Annotated in this window: 27 protein-coding genes; 22 read left to right on the forward strand and 5 right to left on the reverse strand. The window is 70.1% G+C overall.

All coding sequences use genetic code 11. From position 1 onward, the window contains the following. The 13 genes from ACFVJQ_RS40895 to ACFVJQ_RS40955 form a co-directional block, all read left to right on the forward strand. On the forward strand, nt 1–512 hold a 512-nt coding region (locus ACFVJQ_RS40895; protein WP_385790893.1), incomplete at its 5' end, for a hypothetical protein. After that, nucleotides 512–1,030: a hypothetical protein gene (locus ACFVJQ_RS40900; protein ID WP_375847166.1), complete on the forward strand. Its 519-nt coding sequence runs from the start codon at nt 512–514 to the stop codon at nt 1,028–1,030. The genes ACFVJQ_RS40895 and ACFVJQ_RS40900, both read left to right, overlap by 1 nt. Before the next feature lie 38 nt (nt 1,031–1,068). Beyond that, nucleotides 1,069–1,335, forward strand: a complete 267-nt coding sequence (locus tag ACFVJQ_RS40905; protein WP_375989023.1) for a hypothetical protein — start codon at nt 1,069–1,071, stop codon at nt 1,333–1,335. Nucleotides 1,336–1,350: 15 nt separating this feature from the next. Next, complete coding sequence (locus ACFVJQ_RS40910; RefSeq protein WP_375989026.1) at nt 1,351–5,499, forward strand: phage tail tape measure protein; 4,149 nt, start codon at nt 1,351–1,353, stop codon at nt 5,497–5,499. A 13-nt stretch (nt 5,500–5,512) separates the two neighbouring features. After that, complete coding sequence (locus ACFVJQ_RS40915; protein WP_375989029.1) at nt 5,513–6,382, forward strand: hypothetical protein; 870 nt, start codon at nt 5,513–5,515, stop codon at nt 6,380–6,382. Nucleotides 6,383–6,395: 13 nt separating this feature from the next. Continuing rightward, on the forward strand, nt 6,396–7,415 hold the full coding sequence (locus ACFVJQ_RS40920) for a hypothetical protein (RefSeq protein ID WP_375989033.1): 1,020 nt from the start codon (nt 6,396–6,398) through the stop codon (nt 7,413–7,415). Then, nucleotides 7,412–8,491 (forward strand): hypothetical protein, encoded by a 1,080-nt coding sequence (locus ACFVJQ_RS40925; RefSeq protein WP_375989036.1) that lies wholly within the window; start codon nt 7,412–7,414, stop codon nt 8,489–8,491. The genes ACFVJQ_RS40920 and ACFVJQ_RS40925 overlap by 4 nt, the downstream gene beginning before the upstream one ends. Further along, a complete protein-coding gene (locus ACFVJQ_RS40930) occupies nt 8,492–9,193 on the forward strand; it encodes a hypothetical protein (protein ID WP_375989039.1) in 702 nt (233 codons plus the stop codon). A gap of 19 nt (nt 9,194–9,212) precedes the next feature. Further along, on the forward strand, nt 9,213–9,437 hold the full coding sequence (locus ACFVJQ_RS40935) for a hypothetical protein (protein WP_375847217.1): 225 nt from the start codon (nt 9,213–9,215) through the stop codon (nt 9,435–9,437). A gap of 94 nt (nt 9,438–9,531) precedes the next feature. Beyond that, on the forward strand, nt 9,532–10,443 hold the full coding sequence (locus ACFVJQ_RS40940; RefSeq protein ID WP_375989042.1) for a peptidoglycan-binding protein: 912 nt from the start codon (nt 9,532–9,534) through the stop codon (nt 10,441–10,443). A gap of 14 nt (nt 10,444–10,457) precedes the next feature. Continuing rightward, nucleotides 10,458–10,718, forward strand: a complete 261-nt coding sequence (locus ACFVJQ_RS40945; RefSeq protein ID WP_375847219.1) for a hypothetical protein — start codon at nt 10,458–10,460, stop codon at nt 10,716–10,718. 83 nt (nt 10,719–10,801) lie between these two features. Then, the gene (locus ACFVJQ_RS40950; RefSeq protein WP_375847220.1) at nt 10,802–11,134 is read left to right on the forward strand and encodes a hypothetical protein; all 333 of its coding nucleotides are present in this window, start codon (nt 10,802–10,804) and stop codon (nt 11,132–11,134) included. 431 nt (nt 11,135–11,565) lie between these two features. Then, nucleotides 11,566–11,892, forward strand: coding sequence for a hypothetical protein (locus ACFVJQ_RS40955; protein ID WP_375989046.1), 327 nt, complete (start codon nt 11,566–11,568; stop codon nt 11,890–11,892). A gap of 55 nt (nt 11,893–11,947) precedes the next feature. On the opposite strand, the gene ACFVJQ_RS40960 is transcribed toward ACFVJQ_RS40955, so the two are convergent. Together ACFVJQ_RS40960 and ACFVJQ_RS40965 are read right to left on the reverse strand one after the other, a co-directional pair. Then, nucleotides 11,948–13,372: a D-glucuronyl C5-epimerase family protein gene (locus ACFVJQ_RS40960; RefSeq protein ID WP_375847221.1), complete on the reverse strand. Its 1,425-nt coding sequence runs from the start codon at nt 13,370–13,372 to the stop codon at nt 11,948–11,950. Nucleotides 13,373–13,443: 71 nt separating this feature from the next. Further along, nucleotides 13,444–13,692 (reverse strand): GntR family transcriptional regulator, encoded by a 249-nt coding sequence (locus ACFVJQ_RS40965; RefSeq protein WP_375989050.1) that lies wholly within the window; start codon nt 13,690–13,692, stop codon nt 13,444–13,446. 609 nt (nt 13,693–14,301) lie between these two features. Here ACFVJQ_RS40965 and ACFVJQ_RS40970 point away from each other — a divergent pair. Then, nucleotides 14,302–14,496: a DUF397 domain-containing protein gene (locus tag ACFVJQ_RS40970; RefSeq protein ID WP_375989053.1), complete on the forward strand. Its 195-nt coding sequence runs from the start codon at nt 14,302–14,304 to the stop codon at nt 14,494–14,496. 488 nt (nt 14,497–14,984) lie between these two features. On the opposite strand, the gene xerC is transcribed toward ACFVJQ_RS40970, so the two are convergent. The 3 genes from xerC to ACFVJQ_RS40985 all read right to left on the reverse strand — a co-directional run bounded on the left by xerC (nt 14,985) and on the right by ACFVJQ_RS40985 (nt 17,412). Next, nucleotides 14,985–16,592: a tyrosine recombinase XerC gene (xerC, locus tag ACFVJQ_RS40975; protein WP_376183244.1), complete on the reverse strand. Its 1,608-nt coding sequence runs from the start codon at nt 16,590–16,592 to the stop codon at nt 14,985–14,987. Nucleotides 16,593–16,604: 12 nt separating this feature from the next. Further along, nucleotides 16,605–16,826 carry a hypothetical protein gene (locus tag ACFVJQ_RS40980; protein WP_375847196.1) on the reverse strand — a complete coding sequence of 74 codons (222 nt, stop codon included), beginning with the start codon at nt 16,824–16,826 and terminating at the stop codon, nt 16,605–16,607. Between the two features lie 160 nt (nt 16,827–16,986). Next, the gene (locus ACFVJQ_RS40985; RefSeq protein WP_375988985.1) at nt 16,987–17,412 is read right to left on the reverse strand and encodes a helix-turn-helix domain-containing protein; all 426 of its coding nucleotides are present in this window, start codon (nt 17,410–17,412) and stop codon (nt 16,987–16,989) included. Nucleotides 17,413–17,692: 280 nt separating this feature from the next. Here ACFVJQ_RS40985 and ACFVJQ_RS40990 point away from each other — a divergent pair, with 280 nt between their 5' ends. The 8 genes from ACFVJQ_RS40990 (at nt 17,693) to ACFVJQ_RS41025 (ending at nt 24,697) form a co-directional block, all read left to right on the forward strand. Then, a complete protein-coding gene (locus tag ACFVJQ_RS40990; RefSeq protein ID WP_375847198.1) occupies nt 17,693–17,992 on the forward strand; it encodes a helix-turn-helix domain-containing protein in 300 nt (99 codons plus the stop codon). After that, nucleotides 17,989–18,309, forward strand: coding sequence for a hypothetical protein (locus tag ACFVJQ_RS40995; RefSeq protein WP_375847199.1), 321 nt, complete (start codon nt 17,989–17,991; stop codon nt 18,307–18,309). Before ACFVJQ_RS40990 ends, ACFVJQ_RS40995 begins: the two co-directional genes overlap by 4 nt. Nucleotides 18,310–18,325: 16 nt before the next feature. Beyond that, a complete protein-coding gene (locus ACFVJQ_RS41000) occupies nt 18,326–18,739 on the forward strand; it encodes a hypothetical protein (protein ID WP_375847200.1) in 414 nt (137 codons plus the stop codon). Then, a complete protein-coding gene (locus tag ACFVJQ_RS41005; protein WP_375847201.1) occupies nt 18,736–19,014 on the forward strand; it encodes a hypothetical protein in 279 nt (92 codons plus the stop codon). Before ACFVJQ_RS41000 ends, ACFVJQ_RS41005 begins: the two co-directional genes overlap by 4 nt. After that, a complete protein-coding gene (locus ACFVJQ_RS41010) occupies nt 19,011–21,662 on the forward strand; it encodes a bifunctional DNA primase/polymerase (RefSeq protein ID WP_375847202.1) in 2,652 nt (883 codons plus the stop codon). The genes ACFVJQ_RS41005 and ACFVJQ_RS41010 overlap by 4 nt, the downstream gene beginning before the upstream one ends. A 359-nt stretch (nt 21,663–22,021) precedes the next feature. After that, nucleotides 22,022–23,662, forward strand: a complete 1,641-nt coding sequence (locus ACFVJQ_RS41015) for a DEAD/DEAH box helicase (RefSeq protein WP_375847203.1) — start codon at nt 22,022–22,024, stop codon at nt 23,660–23,662. A gap of 58 nt (nt 23,663–23,720) precedes the next feature. Beyond that, nucleotides 23,721–24,149, forward strand: coding sequence for a DUF4326 domain-containing protein (locus ACFVJQ_RS41020; protein WP_375847204.1), 429 nt, complete (start codon nt 23,721–23,723; stop codon nt 24,147–24,149). Continuing rightward, nucleotides 24,146–24,697, forward strand: a complete 552-nt coding sequence (locus tag ACFVJQ_RS41025) for a hypothetical protein (protein WP_375847205.1) — start codon at nt 24,146–24,148, stop codon at nt 24,695–24,697. Before ACFVJQ_RS41020 ends, ACFVJQ_RS41025 begins: the two co-directional genes overlap by 4 nt. Nucleotides 24,698–24,763: the final 66 nt, after the last annotated feature.

Below are 24,763 nucleotides of genomic sequence, written 5' to 3' on the forward strand. Positions count from 1 at the left end.
GCCGGGGCTTTTCTCATGCCCTGGAGGGCCTCATGGCTGACCTGATCAGCGACGGCAAGACTCGCGTCGTGTGGCTGACCTCCGTCGCGAACATCAACGCGCCGACGGTGTCCGAGCTAAACGCGGGCCTCGACCTCACGAAGCGGATCACCCCGGACGGTCTGAAGATCGACCCGTCCACGGCGGACGTCGACACCTCGTCCCTGGCGAGCACCTTCGACACGAAGACCGTCGGCCGCGTCGGATTCGACAACGAGCTGACGTTCAAGCGGGGCGACACCCCGCAGGAGGACGCCCCGTACTCCACCCTGAAGTACGGCGTCAGCGGCTTCCTGGCCGTGCGCCGCGGCCTGGCCTACTCCGCCGCGTGGGCCTCTGGCCAGAAGCTGGAGGTCTACCCGTCCACCTGCGGCGAGCCGCAGAACTCCAGCCCGGCCGCGAACGAGGTCATGAAGTTCGTGTCGCCGCAGAAGGTGACGGACGCTCCGGCGACCGCCGCGACGGTCGCCTGATGGCGAGCATTGAGGACATCCTCAAGCAGGCGAAGCCCCGGGAGCGCACGGTCATGGTGTGCATCCGGGGCGACCTGGCCGGGGAAGCGGAGCGCCTCACGGACGAGCTGGCCAAGGTCAGTGAGGACTGGGAGCCGAGCGACCTCACCGAGGAGCACCCGGGCCGGACGATCGCGGCGCGGCTCAAGGCGGTGCGGGAGCAGACCCGTGGGGCAGAGGTGCCGTTCACGCTGCGGTACATCGGCGACCGCGCGTACAGCGACCTGCTCGCCGCGCACCCCTCGGGCGACGACAGCCAGGCGTTCAATAGCGACACCTTCCCCAAGGCCCTGGTCGCCGCGTCGTGCGTCGACCCGGTGATGACCGAGGACCAGGCAACCGCCCTGTTCGAGAAGCTCAACCAGGGCGAGATCAAGCGGTTGTTCGACGCCGCGTGGGACGTCCACAACAGCAGCGAGATCGTCCCTTTCTCGCTGGCCGCCTCCGCGCTCCTGGCGGCCCTTGGCGGCGAGAGCTAGAAGCAGCCCGCGCCTGGGGGGTGCCCAGGTCCGTGTTCATGGGCCGCGTGGTCGCCGACGGCGAACCGCTGTGGCTGCCCGAGGACCGGGCCTGGGCGCTCGCCCTGCTCCAAGTCGAGGCGGACGCGTGCCCGGACTGCGGGCAGCCCTGGGGCGAAGCCACCGACAAGGCCAACGAGTTCGCCTACCGGGCTGAGCTGATCCGCTGCCACGCCTGCACCACCTCAGCGTCCGCGGTGCGCGCCTACCAGGACAAGGGCGGGGCCTCCGAGGGCCTGCACGTCCACCTCGAACGAACCACATAGACGACGGGAGGTGCCGTGGCGTCCCGTACCGTCACTGTCCGGCTGCGCGCGGACATCAACCAGTACACCCGTGGCATGCGACAGGCTGCCGACAACACGTCGCGGCTGGCCAAGGTCGGCGCAGGGGTGGGCACGGCTCTGCTCACCGGGTTCGCGGTCGCGGCCGCGTCGGCCGCGAAGTTCGACAAGGAGATGAGCAATGTCCGCGCCGTGACGGGCGCGGCCGGCAAGGAGTACGAGCAGCTGCGCAAGGCGGCTCTGGACGCCAGCAAGACGACGATCTACACGGCCACCCAGGCCGCGGAGGCTGAGGCCGAGCTGGCTCGCGCCGGTATCTCGACCTCGGACATCATCGGCGGCGCGCTGAGTGGGTCGCTGGCGCTGGCGGCGTCCGGGCAAGTCGACCTGGCGGACGCCGCGATCATCAGCGCTCAGGCCATGAACACGTTCGGCCTCGCGGGCAAGGACGTGGGCCACATTGCCGACGTGCTGGCGGCTGGCGCGAACAAGAGCGCGTCGGACGTGAACGGGCTGGCCATCGCCCTGCGGCAGGGCGGCCTCCTCGCCAACCAGACAGGCCTCAGCCTTGAGGAAACGGTCGGCACTCTCAGCGCGTTCGCCGACCATGCCCTGATCGGCTCGGACGCCGGTACGTCGCTGAAAACCATGCTCCAGAGGTTGGTACCTCAAAGCGCCGAAGCGCAGCGCGCCATGGACAAGATCGGTTTTTCGGCCTACGACGCTCAGGGCAACTTCGTTGGCCTGGAAGAAGTCGCTGGCAGGATGAAGGCCAGCTTCAGCAAGCTGACGCCCGAGGCGCGCAACGCCGCCATGGCGACCATCTTCGGCTCGGACGCTGTCCGCTCGGCGACGATCCTGTACGAACTTGGCGCCGAGGGTGTCCGGGAGTACACCAAGGCGGTCGACGACAACGGGGCCGCGGCCCGCATGGCCGCTACTCAGGTCGACAACCTCTCGGGCGACCTGGAGATGCTGCGCGCCGCGATCGAGGTCGCGCTCATCGAGGGCGGCAGCGCCGCGAACGGTGCGCTGCGCACGATGACCCAGTGGGTTACTCGGCTGGTGGCCGCCTACAACGACCTGCCGCCCGAGCTCCAGCACACCGTGACCCTGATGACAGGCATCGGCGGTGCCGCAGGCCTCGCCGTCGCCGGGTTCCTGCTGCTGCTGCCGCGGATCGCTGCCACCCGCACCGCGCTGACTGAGTTGGGCATCACCGCAGCCCGGACCCGGGCGCTCATGATGGGCCTCGGACGGCTGAGCGTTGTGGTCGCTGGCCTGGCCGCCATCTCCTGGGGCGTCGAGAAGCTGGAGGCCCAGTTCCGGGACGCCCCGCCCAACATCACGGCCATGGGTAACGCCCTGCTGAACTTCGCCAAGACGGGGAAGGCAGCGGGCGAGCTGGTCAAGACGTTCGGGCAGGACCTGGACGGGTTCGGCGAGGCCGTCGCACGCATCGCCCACCCGAGCGCCCTCAACCGGATCGGCGACAGCCTCTACACGATCACCCACCTCGGGTCGGACTCTGCCGGCCTGGACGATGCCCGCGACAAGCTGCACGCCGTCGACGAGGCCCTGCGGAGTCTCGTCGACGGTGGTGCGCCGGACGTGGCGGCGCAGGCCTTCAACCGTCTGGCCAAGGAGGCTGAGGCGCAGGGCACGAGCACGGAGAAGCTGCGCACTCTGCTGCCCGGCTACGCGGACGCCCTGACTGCGACCGACACGCAGACCAAGCTGTCGGCCGACTCGCAGGCCGAGTTGGCGAAGCAGCTCGGTATGTCGGCTGACGAGATGGCGGACCAGCGCAGCGAGGCGGAGAAGCTGAGCGACGCCCTCAACAAGCTGAACGGCACGGCGATCTCCACGGCCGAGCGTGAGATCTCCTTCCGGCAGTCGCTGGCCGACCTGACCAAGACGGTCAAGGAGAACGGCAAGTCGCTGGACGTCACCAGCGAGAAGGGCCGGAAGGTAAAGGGCGCATTCCTCGACGCGGCCAAGGCCGCGCAGGAGCACGCCCAGGCTGTCGCCGAGCAGAAGAACAGCCAGGCGGCCGGGCAGAAGGTCCTGGAGAAGGACATCAGCCTGCTCAGGAAGCAGATGGCTGCCGCTGGCTTCAGCTCGGACGCCATCGACAAGCTCACCGCGGCGTACCTGAAGCTGCCCGGCAAGGTGGAGACGAAGGTCGACGCCAAGACTGAGGCGGCGGCCAAGGACCTGGAGACGGTCAAGAAGAAGCTGGCCGAGACCAAGAGCAAGAAGATCACGGTCGACGCTCTGACCAAGGAAGGTCAGAAGCAGCTCGAAGACCTCGGCTTCAAGATCAAGCACACCAAGGGCAAGAAGGTCGAGATCACCGTCCCGACCGGCAGCCAGAAGGCCGCCGTGGACGCCCTGCGCCGGGCCATCGAGGCACTGCACGACAAGTCCGTCACGATCACCACGTACCGGCAGGAGATCGCCAGCAAGAACACGTCCGGTCGCCCCTCCACGGGCGAGGGCGGCGTCTCCAAGTACGCCCGCGGCGGTCTCGCGTTCTTCGCTGGCGGCGCCGAGAACCACATCGCGCAGATCGCCCGGCCGGGCGAGTGGCGGATGTGGGCGGAACCGGAGACTGGCGGCGAGGCGTACATCCCGCTCGCCCGTTCCAAGCGTCCTCGGTCCCGGCAGATCGCCGCTGAGACGGTGAAGAGGCTGGGCGGCTCGGTCCAGTGGTTCGCCTCCGGTGGCATCCCCGGCTTCACGTACACGCCGACCGGTCAGCCTGTCCTCGGTGGGCCGTCGGACGCCAAGGGCCGGTACGACAAGGCCTTGGAAGCGCTGCGCAAGGCGTGGGCTGACCTCGCCGAGGCCCAGAAGAAGGCCGCGGCCGGGTCGAAGGCGTACAAGGAAGCGCAGAAGAAGGAAGCGCAGACCAGGAAGGACTCCGCCCGCAAGGTCGCGCAGGCGGAGAAGCACCTGGCGGATGTCCGCAGGGGCAAGCACACCGCGAAGCAGCTCGCCGCAGCCGAGAAGCAGCTCGCGAATGCCCGGTACAACGCAGCGAAGTCGAACAACGCCGCGGCGGCCCGGACGAAGAAGGCCCAGGACGCGGCTGGGGCCAAGTCCAAGGACGTCGCGGCGGCGCGGAGGAAGGTGTACGAGGCCGACGCGGCTCTGGGGTTGAAGAAGGGCGCCAAGGCACCGACCGCCTTCAACCTGAAGGGCTACGAGCTGCAGCTCAACAAGTCCGTGGCCGCGACGGAGTTGTGGCGGAAGAACCTCGACAAGATCGGCAAGCGGGGCGGCAGGGAACTCCAGGCGATGCTGGAGGGCATGGGCGAGGAAGGCTACGCCCTGGTCAACGCTCTGGCGGGTGCGAGCGACAAGCAGTTCAAGTCGATTGTGTCCAAGCTCCAGAAGACGGGCGAGCTGGCGAAGGCGACCCTGGCTGACTTCACCAAGCAGCTCGGCGCGTCAACCAAGGAGAGCCAGCAATTCGCGGCCGACCTCCAGAAGCTGGCCGCGCAGGGCTTCGGCGATCTCGCCCAGGCCCTCGCCGCGCAGGGCGACGCCAACGCCATGACGCTCGCCCACCAGGCCGCCAGCGACAGCAAGGCCGCTGCGACAGCGAACAAGGCGGTCGGCACGGCGCAGTCCACGCTCACCGGCGAGGACCTCGCGAACGCGCTGACCCTGCTGACCACGCTGCGCGGCGGCAACGGCCGAGGCTTCGCCGACCTGATCGCGGCGGGCCTGGACGTGGCCACCATCCGCGCCCTGGTCCCGAAGATGACCGCCCAGATCAGCAGCCTGCCGTCCGCGAACAAGGACGTCTTCGTCCGGCAGTGGGTGCAGCAGGGCGGGAAGGCCATGGCCGCCGGCGGGATCCTCACCCGGCCCACGATGGTCCTCGGCGGCGAGGCCGGAGACGTCGAGTCGTGGATCCCGTGGAACAGCAGCGCCCGCTCCCGGGCGCTGCTGGCCAAGACGGCGTCCGCGATGGGCTACCAGCTGGTGCCCGCCGGCCGGTACGGGCCGGGACCGTCCACGGCCGCCGCCGCCCGCGAGGCGACGAAGCAGATCACGGTGAACCTGTACGGCGCCAAGCAGTCCACGGCCGAGCAGGCGCACGACGTCGCCCGGCACATGTCGTTCGTCGGCTGAGAAGGAGGCACGGATGCCGAACACGCCGGGCGCCGTCCTGGACGGTCTGCGGGCCACCCTGGGCGGCGTCGACCTGGGCACGGTCGACGGCGACGGGGTGGCCTGGCGCCTGCAGACCCTGGAGGGCTGGGACTCCCCGGACCTCCGCAGCGAGATGACCGACCGCGAGGGCGACCACGGGGCCTGGGCGGGCCCGGTCTACCTCGGCGCCCGACCGATCACCCTCGGCGGGACGATCGTCGCCCCGTCGCAGGCCGCGCTGGAGGAGGCGATGGAGCGGCTGCGGGTGGCGGCCGGGCTGACGGACACGCTGCTGACGGTGTGGGAGACCATCCCGAAGCAGGCCACGGTTCGCCGCTCGGGCAAGCCGCTGATGCAGTACATCACCGACACGCGGGCGACGTACTCGGTGATGGTGACGGCCGCCGACCCGCGCCGCTACTCCACCACGCTGCAGTCGGGCACGGCTGGCCTGCCGTTCACCACGGGCGGCCTGACCCCGCCGCTGACACCACCTCTGACCAGCAACGCGGTCACGGTGTCCGGAGAGATCATGGCTACCAACGCTGGCACGTTCGGCACGCGCCCGGTGTTCGTCATCACCGGCCCAGTGACCGGGCCACAGATCATCACGCAGATGCCCGACGGGTCGGTCCTGCCATTGATCTACTCGCAGGACCTGTACACCGGCGACCAGCTCGTCATCGACACGGACGCCAAGACGTGCCGCATCAACAACAGCGCGTCCCGCCGCCGCTTCCTAACGGTCCCCAGCGGCTGGCCCCTCATCCCCGCCAGGGCCGCCGCTGCTGTCCAGTTCCGGGCCCAGTCCTACAGCGCCAGCGCTCTTCTGACGGCCCGCTGGCGTTCCGCCTGGATATGAAAGGAGGCCGCCCATGGTCGCGGTCAACCCCTCTTGGATCGACGGCCTTCCCGTCGACGCCATGCGTGCGCGTCGCATCGACTCGCTGATGGTGATGAATAACGGCAGCCACCCACTCGGCGCCCGCACGGGCATCCTCCCCGGCTCGGGCGGTTTCACCGTCACGGTGTCCGGTACCACGATCACCGTAGGCACCGGCATTGCGAGCCTCTACTACGCCGAGCAGGGCGTCTACCGGGTCGCCATGACGTCCACGTCCAACCTGACCCTGGACGCGGCGCACGCGACACTGTCCCGCATCGACCTGGTGTACCTGCGCGTGTGGGACAACGCCGTCGACGGATCTGGGCAGGCCAAGGCTGACGTGGTGTACCTGCCGGGCACTCCGTCATCGACGCCGAGCGCGCCGACTCCGTCGGGAACCGTGATCTATATGCGGCTGGCGCACATCACGGTGCCGGCAGTCGGCGGCGGTTCCCCCAGCGTCAACAACACGGTCACGCCGGTGACAGTGGCGGCTGGCGGCATCGTGCCGGACGCCAGTGCCGCCGGCTTCTACGTCGGCCAGTACCGCGACAACGGTACGAACCTGCAACGCTGGACCGGTACGGCGTGGGAGACGATGCAGAAGGTCGACACCGTCGGCTGGACCACTCCAACGCTGGGCACCGGTTACGCGCAGGGCAACGCCACGAACGGGAACGGCAACGGGCCCATCCGGTACCGGACGTACGTCGACCGAGGCACCACGTACATTGAGTGGGACGGCGGCGCCAACCGCACTGCTGGCGCCCAGACCGTGAACATCCTGAATGCGGCCCTGGCTGCGGCGCTGCGGCCCACGTACCGGGCGACCGTCGTCGTCGCCCGCAACGTCACGAGCATCACCGGAGTCTCCAACTCCTCGTCCGTCGTCCACTCCATGCTCGTCAACTTCAACCCGGACGGGACCGTCAGCCTCGGCGGCCAGGACGCAGGCAACACGGAAGCGGTCTGGTTCACCCTGCGCGGCATCCGGTACCCGCTGTCGTGACCGCCGTCGAACTCGCCTGGTACGGCTGTGATCTGCGCACCGGCGGCATCGTGGAGGACCTGCCCTCGCTCAAACCGACCGGGGCCCTGTCCCGCAGGCTGGGAGCGCAGACCACGCTCCAGTTCGAGCTGGCACTGGACGGCGCCCCCGCTGACTGGGAATCGGCGACGGCACCAGGACGGTCTCTGATCGTGGCCGTCGACACCGCCACCGACATTCCCGTATGGGCGGGCGCCGCCCTGCCACGTGACGCCGGAAGCGCCAGCACCGCGCAGCTCGGGGCGGCCACCCTGGAGGCCTACCTCGACGCCCGCTACCCGGGCACGCAGACGATGCTCACCGTCGACCAGGCGACCGTCTGCGCGAACCTGATCACGCCCGCGCTGGCGGGCGGCCCACCCCTCGTCATCGACGCCGTGCCGACCGGCACGGCCATCGACTACCTGACCAGCGACGGCGACGACAAGACCATCCTGTCCTGCCTCACCGAGGTGATGGGCCTGGACGGCGGGCCCGAGTGGACGGTGGATGCCGTCTGGAACAGCAGGCATGACGGGTTCGTGTTCCCCGTCCGGATCCGCTCCACGATCGGCACCCAAGCCGCCGAGCCCGAGGCCGTGTTCGACTACCCGGGAGGCGTGGCCGAGTACACGCTGAGCGAGTCCTACGAGCGGGGCAAGGGCGCGACCCGTGTTATCGCCCGCGGTGAGGGCGAAGGACCGGACCGGCTCACCTCACCGCCGCGGGAAGCGACGCAACTCATCGCGGGCGGCTGGCCGATCTGGGAATACCGCTTCACCCCCGCAACAGGGGTCACCGACCCGGACCAGCTGGACGGCAACGCGGCCAAGGAACTCGCGCTGATGGCGCAGGGCGCGCAGGTGTGGAGCATTCAAGGGGTTGCCTCCGCGTGCCCGCGGCTCGGCAGGGACTGGGCACTGGGCGACTCGATCCGGCTGAGCATCGAGTCCTCAAGGCGACATCCGGCCGGCGCCGACGTGGTGGCCCGCTGCTGGGCGTGGGAGTTGGAGCCGGGCGCGGACCGGGTCCGGCCGATCCTGGTAGAGGAGGGCTGAATGCCACGCCAACTGGACCAGCTACCCGCCGACGCGACGAGTCTGGCCCGCCGGGTCCAGGATCTGGAGCGGCAAGTCAGAGAGTTGCGGGCCGCGCGGCGGCTGTCGTCGGCGGCCGTCGGAACGCTGCGGCTGTACGCCGGGGACGGGACGGTCCTCGCCGAGCTCGGGACGGACGGCGGCGGCGGTGCCGGGCTGTGGACCCGCGGCGGCAGGCAGTCCGCCCGGCTCAGCGACGGCCGCCTCACATTCCGTCCGGTCGAGGACGGCCTGGTGGCGGTCCCGGCGAGCGTCGACTACGACACGGCCCAGTCCTCCGTCCTGACCCTCGCGTCAGGGGCGGTGGAAGCCGGGGACCGCAGGGCCCTGCTTGCCCTGGAGTCCGGCCCCGGTGGCACCAACCCCCGCGCGTCCGTGCAGGGGGTGCTCACGGCCAGCAACATCGTCACCGGCACCGCCACCATCACCCCGTCCGCTGCCAATGCGCCCACGAGCCTCACCGTTGCCGGGCTGAACATCACGGGTACGAACCTGCGGGCCTACGCGACGGCCATCGACTCGTCCGTGGGCACCAACAACCTCAACAACGGCGTCTCTGGCGTCGGCGTCACCGACATCACCAACGCCAGCATCAAACTCTGGATCACCCGCGCGACTGTCACACCGGCCGTGACCGTTCACTGGATGGTCATCGCGTCCTGACCGCCCATTTGGGAGTGCTATGAGTGCCGAGGCGTATGAGACGCCGGACGTCGACTGCCAGCTGGTCTGCCACACCGAGGGCTGCCCCAACAACGGCAGAGTCCTCGTTGCTGGCCTGTCGGTGAACACGGACGGCATCTGGCGTGCCGCGTGCGGGCTGTGCGATCAGCCCATCACCGACATCGTCCCGATCGGCCCGGCCCCAGAGGAACCGGACCCCGCCGGGGACCCGGCCACCGCCTGACCCCCTCTCTTCCCTGCCCGCCCCGAGCCGACCGGCCGGGGCCTTTCTCATGCTCGGAGAACCGATGATGGCTACCCCCCTTACCGCCAGTCAGATGCTGACGGCGCTGATCGCCGAGGGCCTGGACACCAAGGAACGCTCCGGCTGGCGCACACACGACCGCGGCAACCGGGGCGACGGATGGGGCCCCGTGCACGGCGTGATGATCCACCACACGGGCGGCACAGCCCCGTCGGACGGGGAGATCGTGTGGTCGGGCCGCGCCGACCTGCCGGGGCCGTGCGCGCACGCCTACCTGGCCAAGGACGGCACGCTGACCCTGACGAGCGCGGGCCGGGCGAACCACGCCGGGGGAGGCGACCCGGCCGTCCTCTCCGCCGTTATCGCCGAGTCCTACACCACCCGCCCACCGGCCCCGCACAAGCACGACGGCTCGCCGGGCGCGCAGGACGGCAACGCGCGCTTCTACGGGCTGGAGGTGAGCGACCGCGGGACGGGCTCGGCATGGCCGGCCGCCCAGTACGAGGCGGCGGTGCGCTGGGCGACGGCCATCTGCCGGGCCCACGGCTGGACCGCCAAGTCGGTGATCGGCCACAAGGAATGGAGCGATTGGAAGCCGGACCCGGCGGCTTTCGACATGGCCGTCTTCCGTCGGGACGTGCAGGCCAGGCTCGACGCCAGCACCAAGCCCAAGCCGCCGACAGCGTCGGCGCCTGCTCCGGCCAAGCCTGCCGCGCCGCAGTGCGAGCCGTACCCGGGCGAGGCCTTCTTCGTGAAGAACGGCCGGCCCGCCCTCGGCAAGGTCTCGAAGGTCTTCGAGGCGATGGGGAAGCGGCTCGTCGCGGTCGGCTGCGGCCGGTACAAGGTCGGCCCCGGCCCGACGCTCGGTCAGGCCGACGTCGACAGCTACGAAGCCTGGCAAAGGAAGTGCGGGTACAGCGGGGCTGCGGCGGCATGGCCGCCCGGCCCGACCACCTGGAACAAGCTCCAAGTCCCCAAGTCCTGATGGAAGGGAAGCCCATGAACCAGCCGATCCACCTGCCCGGCTCCGAGACCGTCGTGAAGAACGCCGGCACCTACGGCCGCGACCTCCTCGAACGCGTCCTCTCCACGTTCCTCCAGGCGGCCATCGGCGGCATCGTCATCACCCAGCCGCTCGACGGCAGCATGTGGTACGCGGCCGGGGCCGGTGGTGTCGGTGCCGTCCTCGCCCTCGGCAAGGGCCTCGTCGCCCGCGGTCGGGACGTCACCAACAGCGCGTCGCTGGCCAAGGGCGTCTGATGTCGGCCGCGGCGGTCCGGCGGCTCACTCGACGACTGCCGCGGCGCCCTGCTCACCCCTCACTGCACCATCGGAGGTCCTGCGTGGACGCTGCGCAGCTCGGCGCCGTCGGAGCCATCGCCGTCGGGCTCGCATCCGCGGTCGGCGCACTGATTGGGCAGCGGGGCGCGAATAGGGCCTCGCAGTCCGGCGCCGTCCTCGGCGGCTACTCGACACTCGTCGACAACCTGCAAGAGGAACGCGACAAGTTGCGCGACCGGCTCGTCGAAAACGAACGGCAGCTCGCCGCCGCCTACGCCGAACTCGCCAGCGAACGCGCCGACAAGACGGCACTACAGCGGCAGATCACCGAACTCAGCAGTGAGAACACGCGGCTGCGCGCACAGATCGTCGAGCTGGGAGGACACCCCACGTGAACACACGTCGCCACGCGAGGCCGCTCCACGTACAGCGATGGCGATTCCTCGCGGTCGCAGCCGTGCTACTCGTGCTGTCGGGTGCGGTAGTCCTCGTGTGGCTCCGCATCGACGCGGGAGACCGCCGGGCGGATGACCTCGCCGCAGAGGCGGACCTGCGCGGGGACGCCGTGGCCACGCTGGCGACGGATGTGCGGGTGCTGCGCTCGCAGATCAAAGCAGGCGGGGGGACGCCGGCCGCGCCGGACCCGTCGCGAGCGGTAGACGATCTGCCCGCACGCGCCCAGGTGCCTGTGCCGGTCCCTGGCCCGGCTGGGCCTCGCGGTCCGCAGGGCGAGCCGGGACGGCCGGGTGCGACGGGCCCTCCCGGCTCGCCAGGCTCGCCCGGTGCTGCGGGACCGTCCGGCGGGCAAGGCGAGCCCGGCGCTACAGTGACCGGTCCGGCAGGCCCGGCGGGGTCGGTAGGACCGGCAGGCCCAGCAGGCCCAGCAGGACCCGCAGGCCCGGCAGGACCGGCCGGCCCGCCCGGCAAGGACGGCCACGACGGCCACGACGGCCACGACGGCCACGACGGCAAGGACGGCCGGTCCGGGCAGACATGCCCCGACGGGTACAGCCTGCAGGCGCCGTCATGGGATGCCGACGCGCTCGTCTGCAGGCGGGACGGTGCCCCGCCGCCGAACCAGCCCGGCAACAACGGCAACGGCAACACCCCGGAGGCGTTGGGCCTCGACCCGCACCGCCGCCAGTACCCATGACCACGGCCCCGTCCTCCTCCGGGAGGGCGGGGCCGCTTCGTCGTTACCGCAGCCCTTAGCCGGTCGGCCCCGAGGAGTTGACCGTCACCGACGTCGCCGCCACCCAGTACCCGGTCAGGCCGCCCGCTGTGATCTGGAAGCACGGCCTGCCGTTGACGATCGCCCGCCGGTCCGTCGGCGCGTTCGACGGGGTCGCGAAGGACACCGTCCTGATGGTCGCCGTGCCGTCCGCCGCCACCTTGTACGTGTCCACCGAGGTGCCGCCCCCTGGGAACGTCACGGTGCGGGTGGGCCGGTACAGGGTCGTCAGGTACTGCCCGAGCAGGTACGAGTTGGGCCACGCCTCGCCCACCCACCAGCCCTCATATGCGCCAGCGCTGATCCGGTAGTAGATGCCCCGGTTCTGGATCCGGCGCCGCATCGACGCCGGGGCCTGCGTCGCCCGGCTGAACGTCACCGACTTGGTTTCCAGGATCTTGTCCGCCTTGGACTGCGCCCAGGAGCCGTCCGCAGCCGTGTCGTACCGGTACAGGGTGTGCGTGCCGGCCGCGAACTGGACCGTGCCCGTCACGCTGGCCGGGTAGTCGTCGACGAGCCGGTCCGTGTGGTCGGCGAAGTCGGCGCTGCCGGTCTGCCAGTGCAGTTGCCGCAGCAGGTTGATGTGGTGCTGGTGGTAGGCGGGCGCGGGTATGCGGTGCGTCTGGCAGTAGTGCGAGGCCCACTTGGTGTTCCGCAGCAGCGGAAAGTAGCGGGCGATGGTGGTCGCGCACCCGTCGTACAGGGCTGCGGCGTCCTGGCTGCCGGTGGCGACGTAGTAGTCCCACAGCCCGAACATCGCGAAGACCATGCCGTTGTACGTGTAGTCCCCGGCGCCCGGCTGGCTGCCCGGGTACTCCTGAAGCCACACGTAGCCAGCGTCGTCGACGTTGACGGCCCACGGGTAGCCGTCGTCCGCGACCTGCAGGGACGCGAACGCTGCGTCGGCCGCCGCGAGATACCTGGCCCGGTCCTCGCCGCACACCCCGTCGAGCTGGGACAGCTGCACGAGCAGGCTGAGAACCTCGCCCTGCGCCATCCCCGAATACCACGGCGCCGTGTACGAGACACCGGTGTGCACGGCGTGCGTGAAGTCGAACCCGTAAGGGAACCACCAGCTGCCCCGGGCCTCAAGGCGTTTGGCGATGAGCCGGTCCGCCTGCGTCTTCGCCCGCGCCAGGAACACCGCCCGGCGAGCCGGGTCGGTCTCCGCGCGGTAGCTGGAGATGCAGCCCAGCCCGAACTGCGCCTGACCCACGGGGTGGTCGAGTCCGGCGCTGCCGGCGTCCGGGTAGTACAGGTACACGCCGCCAGAGTCGAGGTGATAGGTGCCGGTTGCGGGGGAGACGTTCTCCCACTTGGTCGGCCGGTCACGCCACGGCCGCATCTCCTCCGGCAGATCAGTGACGAGACGGTAGCCAGCCTGCTGAAAGGTAAGTTGCATATTGCAAGTGTCCCCGGCGGCGGCACGGATAGCGAGGGCCTGACGTGGCGTCCGCCGGTACCTGGGCGTGCTCAGCCGTCGAGGGGCGGCTGGTCGGCGACGAAGGTTCCAATCCCGGTCTCGCCGCGCAACCAGCCCTCACGGCGCAGATAGGCGAGCGCCTTCTGGCTCGTCGACGCCGCGACCCCCAGCTCGGTTGCCAGCTCCAGCGTCGAGGGCACTCGGGTCCCGGGCGGATAGGTGCCGTCCTTGATCCGGCCGATGACGATCTGTGCGGCCTGCCTCCATACCGCCCGCGTCCGGTCGAGATCAGCGCTCATACCGGCGACCGTAGGTTCCCGCACCATGCCGCGCGACCGCAGGACCCCTCGGCAACCCTCGGTAAGGCGCGGTATGGTCTGGGTCACAAGAAACCCCCGCGGCCTGGCAGGGCCCGGGGGGTGTGGCCACCGCTACATAGGGAGCAGTGACGCATGGATCGTAGAACACAAGCGCCGCCCCCGGCAGTGCCCGGGTGTTCCGAATGCCGACGACTCCAAGCCGAGGAGGCCAGCGCGAAGAGTGCGGGCGACCTCTCGCGGGCGGTCGACTGCCGGGTGTGGCTCCGCCGTCATCGCGCCACCGCGCACCGGGGCGAGCAGTGAGCGCCGGGCAGGCCGGCAAGGCGCCCATGCGGCTGATGACGATGCGGGTGACCCGTATCCACGACGGCGAGATCATCGAGCGGCGTGACGAGGTGTGCGTGACGGCTGATGAGCCGCTTGACCCGTTCGCGCTGACTTCGGCGTGGCCGCCGTGCCGGTGCCCGCGGTGCCGCCACTGAACTCCCGGACCCGGCAAGAACGCAGGCCGGGCACGGGTAGGGGCCCCGCCCCCGCCCCCGTCGGGGACGGGGCCCCATCACGTAACAACCACCAGAAAGGCAACACATGGACAGCACCACTCTGCCCTGGCACGTGTCGAGCCACAGCACCGGCAACGGTGCCTGCATCGAGGTCGCCCGGACCACCGGCGGCGCGTTCTTCCGGGACACCAAGGACCGCAGCATCCCCGCCGCTGCCGCCTCGTCCGCGCCCTGGGCTGCGTTCGTCGGCGCTGTGAAGGCGGGCGCGCTCGGCGCCTGACCCGTGCACACTGCGGCCCCGGCTGGGATCCACACCGGCCGGGGCCGCTTCTTTCTGCCCCCAGTGATCGGCAGGACTCTCGGGCCAGCTACGGGCCAGCAAGCGATCACGATGCCCGGTCAAAACGGACAGGACCCCAGGTCAGTAAGTCACTGACCTGGGGTCCTTCCGGTAGGCCCTGTGGGACTCGAACCCACAACCAATGGATTAAAAGTCTGATGATCCGCGAAAGCGTCTCACCCCGTGCCGCCCCACCGCGTATCATGCCACCCTGCAAAGCCCAGGTCAGAGGCGTTTATCGATCGTTCATCGGGCGCCCTTCACCCCATCTCACCCCACCGAGAACCACGCCGTTGCGCGGCGTTCGGGCCAGCAGCGGGCCAGCAGGAAGGGCCCCCGACCCGCAGGTCAGAGGCCCTTTGCCTGTCCCTCAATTCTACGCCGACACCTACCAGTTGTCAGTGCTGGCCCGTACCTTGGTAAGCGTCCTATTCAGTGTCTCTTGGCTGCGACGCTGCACTCGGCCCCTGCCGCGGTATAGAGCCCGCGGCAGGGGCCGAGCCACGTCCGCGGCGAGCGCGCGGCACGGCGGCCGCCGCGCGCTCGGTCAGGTCCTGCTCGTACTCCTGGAAAAGGCTCATGTACGTGTCGGCGGTCAGCACGATCGTGGAGTGACGCAGCTTCTTGCTGGCGTCGTCGATGTCGCCGCCGCCGGCCTTCACCAGCGCGGCCGCGCCGTGCCGCAGGTCGCGCAAGTTGATCGGCGGCAGGCCGGCCGTCTCCACGATCCGCTTGAACTCCTTGGACACGGTGTCGGGGTGCAGCCAGCTGCCGCCCTCCGTGGTGAAGACCTTGCCGGTGTCCGTCCACTTCTTCCCGGCCTTTAGGTGCTCGGCGCGCTCGGCGGCCTGGCGGGCGCGGTGCTCCTGCAGCACTGCCACGGTCTCCCGGTCGAGCATCACCGCCGACATGGAGGAGTCAGTTTTGGGGGCCGTCTCGATCGGCGTCCAGCCGTCCACCACGATCTCAGTCAGGACGTCAATGCGCGGCGGCTCGACGTCCAGGTGCACGTTCGCCCAGTCCGCGCCGACACCTTCACCGCGGCGTAGGCCATGGTGAGCGATCAAGTGATAGAAGGCGTACAGCCGATGGTCCTCAGCTTCGTCGAGGAACGCGCCCAGTTGCGCGGGACTCCACACCATCACAGGGCTGGGAACCACGGCGGTCTCACGCCACCGAGCGACGCGCTCGGCCGTCCACAGCAACCCCTTGGGTCGTGCGCTGGAGCCCAACTCGACGTGCGCGGCCGCGTTGAAGGTAATGAGCTGCTGGGCAATGGCCGCGTTCAGTGCCGTGCGCAGGGTGCGGCGGATGGCGTGCCTTGTGGCCGGGCCGTTGGTCTTCCGGTACGGCTTCATCTCGGCCAGCTTCGCGCGCTCAGCGGCCAGACGGTCGCGCTCCTTGGCCGGCGGCCGCCCGGGCCGGGACCACTTCGCCCGCTGCTCCTGCTCTCGGCGGGCCGCATTCTCAGCACGGACCGTGTCCGACTCGTCGGCGATGGCGTCGAACATCTCCTGGACGTGGCCGACGTTCAATCGGTCGAGGCGGTAGTGCCCAACCCGCGGCTTCAGGTGGACCTTGATGTGGGAGCGGTAGCCCGCGTTCGTCGTGGTGCGCGTCTTCTTCCCGGCCATCCACCGGTCGAGCCACTCCCCCACGGTGGCCTTACCGTCCAGCGGTACGCCCACGCCGAGGCGCCGCTGCACCTCAGAAATCTCTGGGATGGAAGCGCGGCGCGCTGCGATGTCGGCGAGCAGGTCGCCGACGCGCCGCTGTTCCTCCACGTCGTCTCCCGGTAGGGAGAGGATGGCTTGCAGGCGGGACAGGTCGCCTTGGGCCTCGGCCACGCTGCCGTAGCCGGTCCTGCGAAATGTGCGTCTCTTGCCCTCGGCGTCCGGCGGCAGCTCCTGACGGAGACCGACAGAGCCGTGGGCCCTCTTCTTCAGCTGTGGGCACGCGTTACCCAACAGCTTGCCGTCGCCCCCGCGGCACTCACATCGGCGGTAGACGCTCCCCGCGCGGCGCGCTGACGGCATGGCCTACTCCTTTCATTCGGGAGGCTCGGACGGCCCGGCGTCCAGACGCACCAGCCCCACCCCCACTACATGGTCCGCGACCTCGTTGAGCCGGTCGAGCATCGACTGGTCCATGCCTGCATTGGGGCGCACGGCGACCGCCAATCCGTGTTCGGTCCTGATCGGTACGAGCAGTTCACCGTCGGGCACGTCGTCCGAAAAGACATACCAGACCCGTGGACGCGCTGACGCCATGCAGTCCTCCCCCACCCATCGCTCATGCGTTCGAATGTGGTCGCATACCTGCACCTTATGGTCAGTAGATGCGGTACCCGCATGATCGCATCACAGGTCCCACAGGTCTACTGTCGGTTCACGCCTGCCACCCAGAGTGATGCAATGCGGAATGCATTCCTCATTCGGGGGAATGCGGGGGAGCCAAGGTGTCGATGAGCCGCAGGAGTCGCTCCCGCTGGTCTGTCGGCAGCTGGTCCAGCTTGCGCACGTAGGCCTTGGCCTCTGATGAGCCGCCGATGAGTGGGTCGACGCCGAAAAACTGGCTGCCGGCCGCGTCCTGGAGGGTCTCCACGGGCAGCTCGCAGGCCGCAGCGAGAGCGCGCAGCTCCTCATACTGGGGGGGCGTGATCGTCTCGCCCGTCTCCAGGCGGTAGATCCAGCCGCGCGTCACCCGAGTGCCCGTGGTCGCGTCAACCGCCTTGGCGGCGAAGGCGGACAGCCCCTCATTCAGCTCCGCGCGCCGCCGCCGGATCAGGTCGGCGAACTGTGTCCGCCGTTCAGGCGCTGGCGTGGTTCCAGCGGGAGACGTGTCGTTGGGGGCCATGGGGCTCATCCTGCCACTCCTGCGGTCAGAGGTATTCACGGGCCGTTCAGGGTCTGCACTGTCCAGAGAGACGTACGGGCAGGTCGCTTGGGCCGTTCATTCCATGCACTGGACGGATTGTTCAGCACATCGGCCGATCACGCCAGATCGCAGAGAGTCATTGACCAATTACATACCTGCGCCCGCGCACGTTCGATCGACTAGACAAAGCGTTCAGCGCATGGAATGCTCACGTCCATCGCCGTTCAGTGCGATGAACAGACCGTCCCGTGAGGTGAACGTGAGCGATACCCCCACCCCGCCCACCATGTACGCGGTCGTCAGTGGCGACCGACTCAAGACGTTCATGGAGCGCACCGGCACCGGTGAGGCAGTCACCAGCCGCGAACTCGCCGCCCTGGCCGGAGTGGCGCACGGCACGATCGGCGCCCTCATGTCCGGCACCCAGCGCCTGGTCCCCGAAGACAAGGCCAAGGCGATAACCCGCGCCATCGGCATCGACCTCTTGGTCCTCTTCATCCCGATGGAGCGCGCAGGCCGCACCTTCATCCCGGCCCAGCCGCAGAAGGAGGCCGTGTGAGCGTCAAGAAGGTTGAGCCACTGACCCCGGAGCAGGTCCTGGACCTGCCCGCGATGCCCCCGGTCAAGGCCGCGTTCGCCGCCCTGAACATCAGCGAAGGCAACGGCTACCAGCTGATCCGCCAGGGCGCATTCCCCATCGAGGTGCTCGAGTTCGGCCGCGCCAAGCGCGTGCGGAAGGCCGACCTGGTCGGCTTCCTCGGCCTCTCCCTGCTCGCTACTGCCGGGGTCCAGTCGGCAGCAGCCGCTCACAGCGACGGCGCCACCGGGGTCCAGCCGGTGACGCCGTCCGAGCAGCCCGCCCTCACCAGCAAGTAGAGAAACGGAGCAGCCCATGCAGCAGCTTCCCGCATTCAAGGCTGCGCGCGCCATCGCAGCCGCCCAGGCCGCCGCCGACGCCACCGACCCCGCCCTGGCCGAGTGCCTCGGCGCCATCGGTGAACTGGTCGAACGCACCGGCGACCCGGAGGCCGTCTACGCCTGGATCCACCGTGTCTTCAGCCGCGAGGACCTGCGGATGGTCGCCGCGCAGCACGGCATCACCGTGCACGAGACCCGCGTGCCGGCGGAAGAGCAGCCGGCCGAGACGATCGTCATCTGGACCGCTACCGGCGGCCTGGCTATCGCTCCGCAGGGACAGCACCCCGCCGACACCCTCACCCAGCTGCGCGCCGCCATCGCCGAGCTCTACGAAGGGCAGCGCCTGACCGCCGAGTCCCAGGCCGCCGCCGCCCAGGCGGCGCGTTGAGCAGCACCGCCGCGCGCACCCGGGACACCCCGGACCGTGCGGCCGCACCCCAGCACGTCCACGGCGCCCTGTTCGTGGACATGGACAACTTCCGCGCCCGCTACGAGTGCACCCGCCCCGGCTGCCCGCAGCCGAAGGAAGGCCCCGTCTGCGCGAACGACCGCCTGGAGGGCAACGACGGCCTCCCGGTCCGCCGCGGCGCCCTCGGTGTCGCGCACTTCATCGCCGGCATCAAGACACACCACCTGAACACGTACCACGGGGGCACCCCTTGACCGACTCACAGACCGCCGATCTCCGGGCCGCCGCCCGCGAGTTGCACGACGCTGGCCTGTGCGTCCTCCCCATCAAGGCGGACGGCAGCAAGCGGCCGGCCGTGTCGTGGATGCAGTACAAGGTGAACCGCAGCACCCCCGCCGAACACGATGCCTGGTTCGACGGCGACCGACCGCGAGGCATCGCCGTGGTCTACGGAGCCGTATCCGGTGCTGTCGAGCTGATCGAGTTCGAGGGCCTCGCCATCCGCGAGGGCCTGCTGAACGACGTCACCGAGATCATGGAGGCCTCCGGCCTCGGCGAGCCCTGGACCGCGATCCTGAACGGCTGGGTGACCGAGTCGCCCAGCGGCGGCCGCCATTACCGCGTCCGCCTCGACGGCGCCGCCGTACCGCCGAACCGCAAGCTGGCCTCCCGACTCGCCGAGGAACACGAGTGGGACGACAACGAGCGTCAGCGGGTCGCTGAGAAGCCCAACACGAAGATTGTCCGCGTCCTCATCGAGACGCGCGGTGAAGGCGGTTACGGCCTGGTCGAGCCGTCCGGCCCCGCCGTCCACGCCTCCGGCCGTCCCTACGTCCGCGTGGCAGGCTCGCCGGCCACGATCCCCGTCCTCGACGCAGACACCATGGGCGCCATCCGGGACATCTGCCGGATGGTCGACCAGATGCCCGTGCCCGAGGCGCCGAAGACGGCCCCCAAGGCGGCGGAGCCGCTGCCCGGCGGAGGCCTGCGGCCCGGCGAGGACTACGAGGCCCGCGCGGACTGGGGCGAGATCCTGCGCGGCACGTTCCGGCCCATCATCACGCGCGGCAACACCACCTACTGGGGCTGGGCCGACGGCGTCGGCAGCGTCAAGGCCACCACTGGCCGCGACCCGGAGAAAGACCGCCTGTGGGTGTTCGCCACCGGCTCGGAGTTCCAGGCCGACACGCCTTACAGCAAGTTCGGCGCCTACACGCTGCTGGAGCACGGCGGCAACTTCAAGGCCGCGGCCGCCGAGCTGCGTCGCCAGGGGTACGGCACCGAGCCGCCCCGCCGGCGCCTGTCCTCCGTGCCCGCGCAGTCGCAGCACTTCGCCGACGGGTCCTCGGCGCTCGACCACGCCCCCGACCCCCAAGAGGGCGGATTCGAGGGCGGCCCCCACCTGCGCTCTGTGTCGTCCCGTCCCGAGCTGGACATCACGAACGAGGCCGACGGCATTGACGGCGTCCTGGCACTCATGGCCGACGGCCGTCTGCCCGACCTGTACAAGCGGTCCGGCGGGCCGTGCTGGGTGTACCGCGACGACAACGACGACCCGGTGGTACAGCAGCTGGGCACCGACAACCTGCGCGCCTACCTCGCCGACCACCTCACCAGCTACACCCTGAAGCGAAACCCGGTCACCGAGCAGCTGGAGGAAGAGCGCGAGCTGCTCATGCCCAAGAGCTGCTCCACGATCCTCGGCCGGAAGGACTGGCCCCTGCCCGTCCTCCGGGGCGTTGTTACCTCGCCGGTCATCCGCCCCGACGGCACGCTGCTCGACTCCCTCGGCTACGACCGGGCGACCGGCCTGTACCTGGAGCCCCGGGTGCCGCTGCGCCGCCTCGCCCCCCAGGTGACGCGGGACAGCCTCGACAGGGCCAAAAGCATCGTCCTCGACCAGGTGCTGAAGGACTTCCCCTGGGTCGCGGCCAGCGACCGCGCGCACTACCTGGGCGCGCTGCTGACGCCGATCTTGCGGCCCTACTTCCACGGGCCGACACCGATGTTCGTGCTCACCGCGACGGCCGCCGGGTCCGGCAAGAGCCTGCTGAAGGACATCTTCCGGCACTGCTACGGCATCGCGGACACGGCCTGGCCCGAGAACGACACCGAGTTGCGGAAGAGCATCACCACGCAGCTGTACGGCACCGGGCAGCCCGTCGTCGTCCTCGACAACCTGCCGAACGGCTGCATCATCAAGTCGCCCGTCCTGTCCGCCCTGCTGACCTCCGAGGTCTGGGGTGACCGGGTCCTGGGCGCCACGTCCAAGGTGACCATGCCGAACGATCGCCTCTGGATCGTCACCGGCAACGCCCTCCGCACCGGCGGGGACAACGGCCGTCGCGTCCTCTGGGTTCGCCTGGACCCCGACTGCCCCGACCCTGACCAGCGCGACAACTTCACCGTCGGCGACCTCCGGCCCTGGCTGCGCCACAACGCTTCCACCTTGGTCGCCGCCCTCGTCACCCTCGTCCGGGCCTGGGTCGCCGCGGGGACGCCCCAGGTCCGCGTCCGCAAAGGCGACTACAGCGAGTGGGCCAGCACCATGGCCGGCCTGCTCGACTTCCTCGGCGTCGAGGGCTGGATGGCCGACCGCAACGAGGCGCGCGACCAGGACGACGAACTGCAGGAGTGGGCGCTCTTCCTGGAGATGTGGCGGCAGAGCTACGGCAGCGAGCCTCTGACCACGGGGGCTGTCATCAAGGGACTGCCCACCCACGTGCCGCGCAAGGGCGACGAGCCGCCGAGCGCGAACCAGTTGGGCATCTGGCTGAAGGCCCGTGCTGGCCGCTACTTCGGCACCCACAAGGTCGTGATGGTCGTCGACAGCCACAGGAAGCAGAACCTGTGGCGCGTCGAGGTCCACGCCGACCGCGGCACCGGCGGGCACGAGTCGTGACCGGCCGTCCTGCGGGGAGTGCGGGGACTTCGCGGGGACCTGTGCGGGGACTTCGCCAGGTCCCCGCATGCGGGGCGACCTGCATGGATGCGGGGATGCGGGGACTTGCGGGGACTCGGCCCGCTCCCCTGTATAGCGCGCGCGTCTCGCATGCATCGCGCATCACATGTGCCGCACGTCGTCGCACGACAGTTCTGAGGGCCTCCGGCATCAAGGGATTTCCCAACTCCCCGCAAGTCCCCGCGTCCCCGCAAAACCGCTGATCAGCGCCACCGCAGGACCGTGCGGGAGTCCCCGCAGGACTCCCGCCAAGTCCCCGCACTCCCCGCAACAGCCCAGCAACCGAACCGAGGTGAACCGTGAGCACCGCCACCGCTACCGCCGTACCGCAGACCTTCACACCCCGGCCCTACCAGGTCGACGCCATCGAGGCCCTGCGCAAGGGCTGGGCCGCCGGCACCAACCGGCTCGCCGTCGTCCTCCCGACCGGCGCCGGAAAGACCGTCGTCTTCTCCCACCTGGCACACCAGATGCTCGACACCCTCAACGGCGGCCGCGTCCTCGTGATCGCGCACCGCGAGGAGCTGATCGAGCAGGCCGCGGCCAAGCTGCTGGCCGTCGACCCGATGCTGCGGGTCGGCATCGTCAAGGCGCAGCGCGACGACCACGCGGACGCCGATGTAATCGTGGCGAGCGTCCAGACCCTGGCCGTGGCCAAGCGTCGCGAGGCCATCCGCGACATCGGCCTGGTCATCGTGGACGAGTGCCACCACGCCGCGGCCCGCACCTACATGGAGGTACTCGAACACTTCGGCGCCTGGCGCGGGGTTCCCGTCGCCGGGTTCACCGCCACGATGACCCGCACCGACGGCGGCCTGGCCGAGGTCTGGGAAGACGTCGTCTTCCGTCTCGACATCCTCGACATGATCGGCGACGGATACCTGTGCGACGTCCGCGGCAAGCGCATCACGGTCGACAGCCTGGACCTGGACAAGGTCCGGACCCGTGGCGGCGACCTGGTCGACGGGCAGCTGGGTAAGGCGCTGGAGGACTCGGGCGCGCTGGACGCCATCGCCAAGGCCTACGTCGACCACGCCGGGGACCGCCCGGGCGTCGTCTTCACGCCGACCGTCGCGACCGCCCAGGCCGCCGCTGCCGCGCTGGAGGCCGCCGGCATCACGGCGGCCCCGGTGTGGGGTGGCATGAGCCGGGACGACCGGCGCGCGACGCTCGCCCGGTACAGCGCCGGGGACGTGCAGGTGCTCACCAACTGCATGGTCTTGACGGAAGGTTTCGACGCCCCGCACACGTCCTGCGCCGTCATCGCCCGCCCCACCAAGAGCCCGGGTCTCTACGTCCAGATGGCCGGCCGCGCCCTGCGCCCGGCACCCGGGAAACGGGATGCCCTGCTGCTCGACGTCATGGGCGCCTCGACCCGCCACAAGCTCGCGTCGATGGTCGACCTGACCGAGCGTGAGATCGGCCAGGCCGAGGAGGGCAAGACGCTCCGCCAGGTCGCCAAGGAGGCCGCGGCCGCCGAGAAGCGCAGGGTCCTGACCGCGCGGGTCGAGGCCGAAGAGTTCAACCTGTTCGGCTCGTCCGCGATCCGCTGGCTGCGCACCCCCGAGGGCACGTGGTTCATCCGCCTGACCGGCGCCATGTTCCTCTTCCTCCAGCGCGACCCCGGCACCCGGCTGTACCGAATGCGCCGCTGGACGGAAGGCACCGGGGTGCAGCCCCCCAAGGACGACACGGCCCGCCCGCTGCCGGAGGCGCTGGCCTGGCTGGAGCAGCAGGCCAAGGTCCTCGCCCCGCACGCGTTCGTCGCACGCCAGGCCCAGTGGCGGTCCGGGAAGCCGACCTCGAAGCAGATGGGCCTCTGCCGGCGCATCGGCATCGACGTGCCGCGCGGCAGCACCGCAGGCGACGTTGCCGACCTCATCGACCAGGACCGCGTCGGCCGCGTCCTCGGCCAGCTCATCCTTCCCGCCGCCGCATAGCGGTCCGGGCCTGTCGCTATCAGGCCCGGACCTCCCCCATCACACCACGGAGGAACGCATGACGAACCGGCAGATCACCCTTGACGCCCCCCGCCGGATCCAGCGCCGCCGCGCCAAGGGGTGGCGCGCACCCGCTGACGCGGTCTACGTCGGCCGCGGCAGCCGCTGGGGCAACGCCTACCCGCTCAACTCCACCCAGGTTCGTATGCCCGCGCTCGACGGCAGCGAGTGGGAGCACGAAGGGCGCCTCGGCAAGGCGTCGGGGCAGCGGCACGCCTTCGTCCACCCCGACGGCGCCGTGACCTGGCACCTGGTGCAGGACGCCACCCCGAAGCAGGTGATCGAGCTGTACCGCCGCTGGCTCGCGGAGCGGCCGGAGCTGGTCGACGTGATGCGGCGGGATCTGGCTGGCCGGGACCTCATGTGCTGGTGCCCGCCCGGCCGACCGTGTCACGCCGACGTCCTGCTGGAGCTCGCTAACAAGTGACCATCGCCGCCCTACACCGCCTGCTTGACGAGATCGACACCCAGGGCGGCCCCGAAGCCGCCCGCCAGAACCGCCTCCACCTCCCCGAGGCCCAGAAGGGACCCGCACCCATGGCCCAGCCCGTACCGCAGCTCTCCTCCATCCCGGACCTGCCCCTCAAGGCACGCGCCGCCGGCGAACCGCAGCCGCTCCCCGTCGGTCAGCTCCTCAAGTGGGGCGACGAACACCCCGACCCCCAGGTCCAGGACCAGGCTGCCCGCGCCCGCGCTGTCCTCGCAGGCCTCCGCAAGCGGTACGCCACCGACCAGGAGCTGACCGCCATCACGACCGAGGCCGAGCAGTTGGAGAAGCGTCTCGTCGAACTCCGTTCGCGTGAGGCCGAGCTGGCGCCGCCGAAGAAGAAGCCGACCAAGCGGAAGCCCGTCGACTACCCCGCGGCCGAAGTCCGCGCCTGGGCCGCAGCGAACGGTGTCGACTGCCCGCCGGTCGGGCGCGTCCCGAAGACCGTCGTCGAGGCCTGGCGCGCCTCCCTGCCGCATTCCGGATGACCACGCCTAACGGCCGCCCCTGCGGGATTCAGGGGCGGCCTCCCGCCCATCACACCACGGAGGAAC

The sequence above is a fragment of the Streptomyces sp. NPDC127197 genome, assembly GCF_042672405.1.
GTDB lineage: Bacteria > Actinomycetota > Actinomycetes > Streptomycetales > Streptomycetaceae > Streptomyces > Streptomyces flavusporus.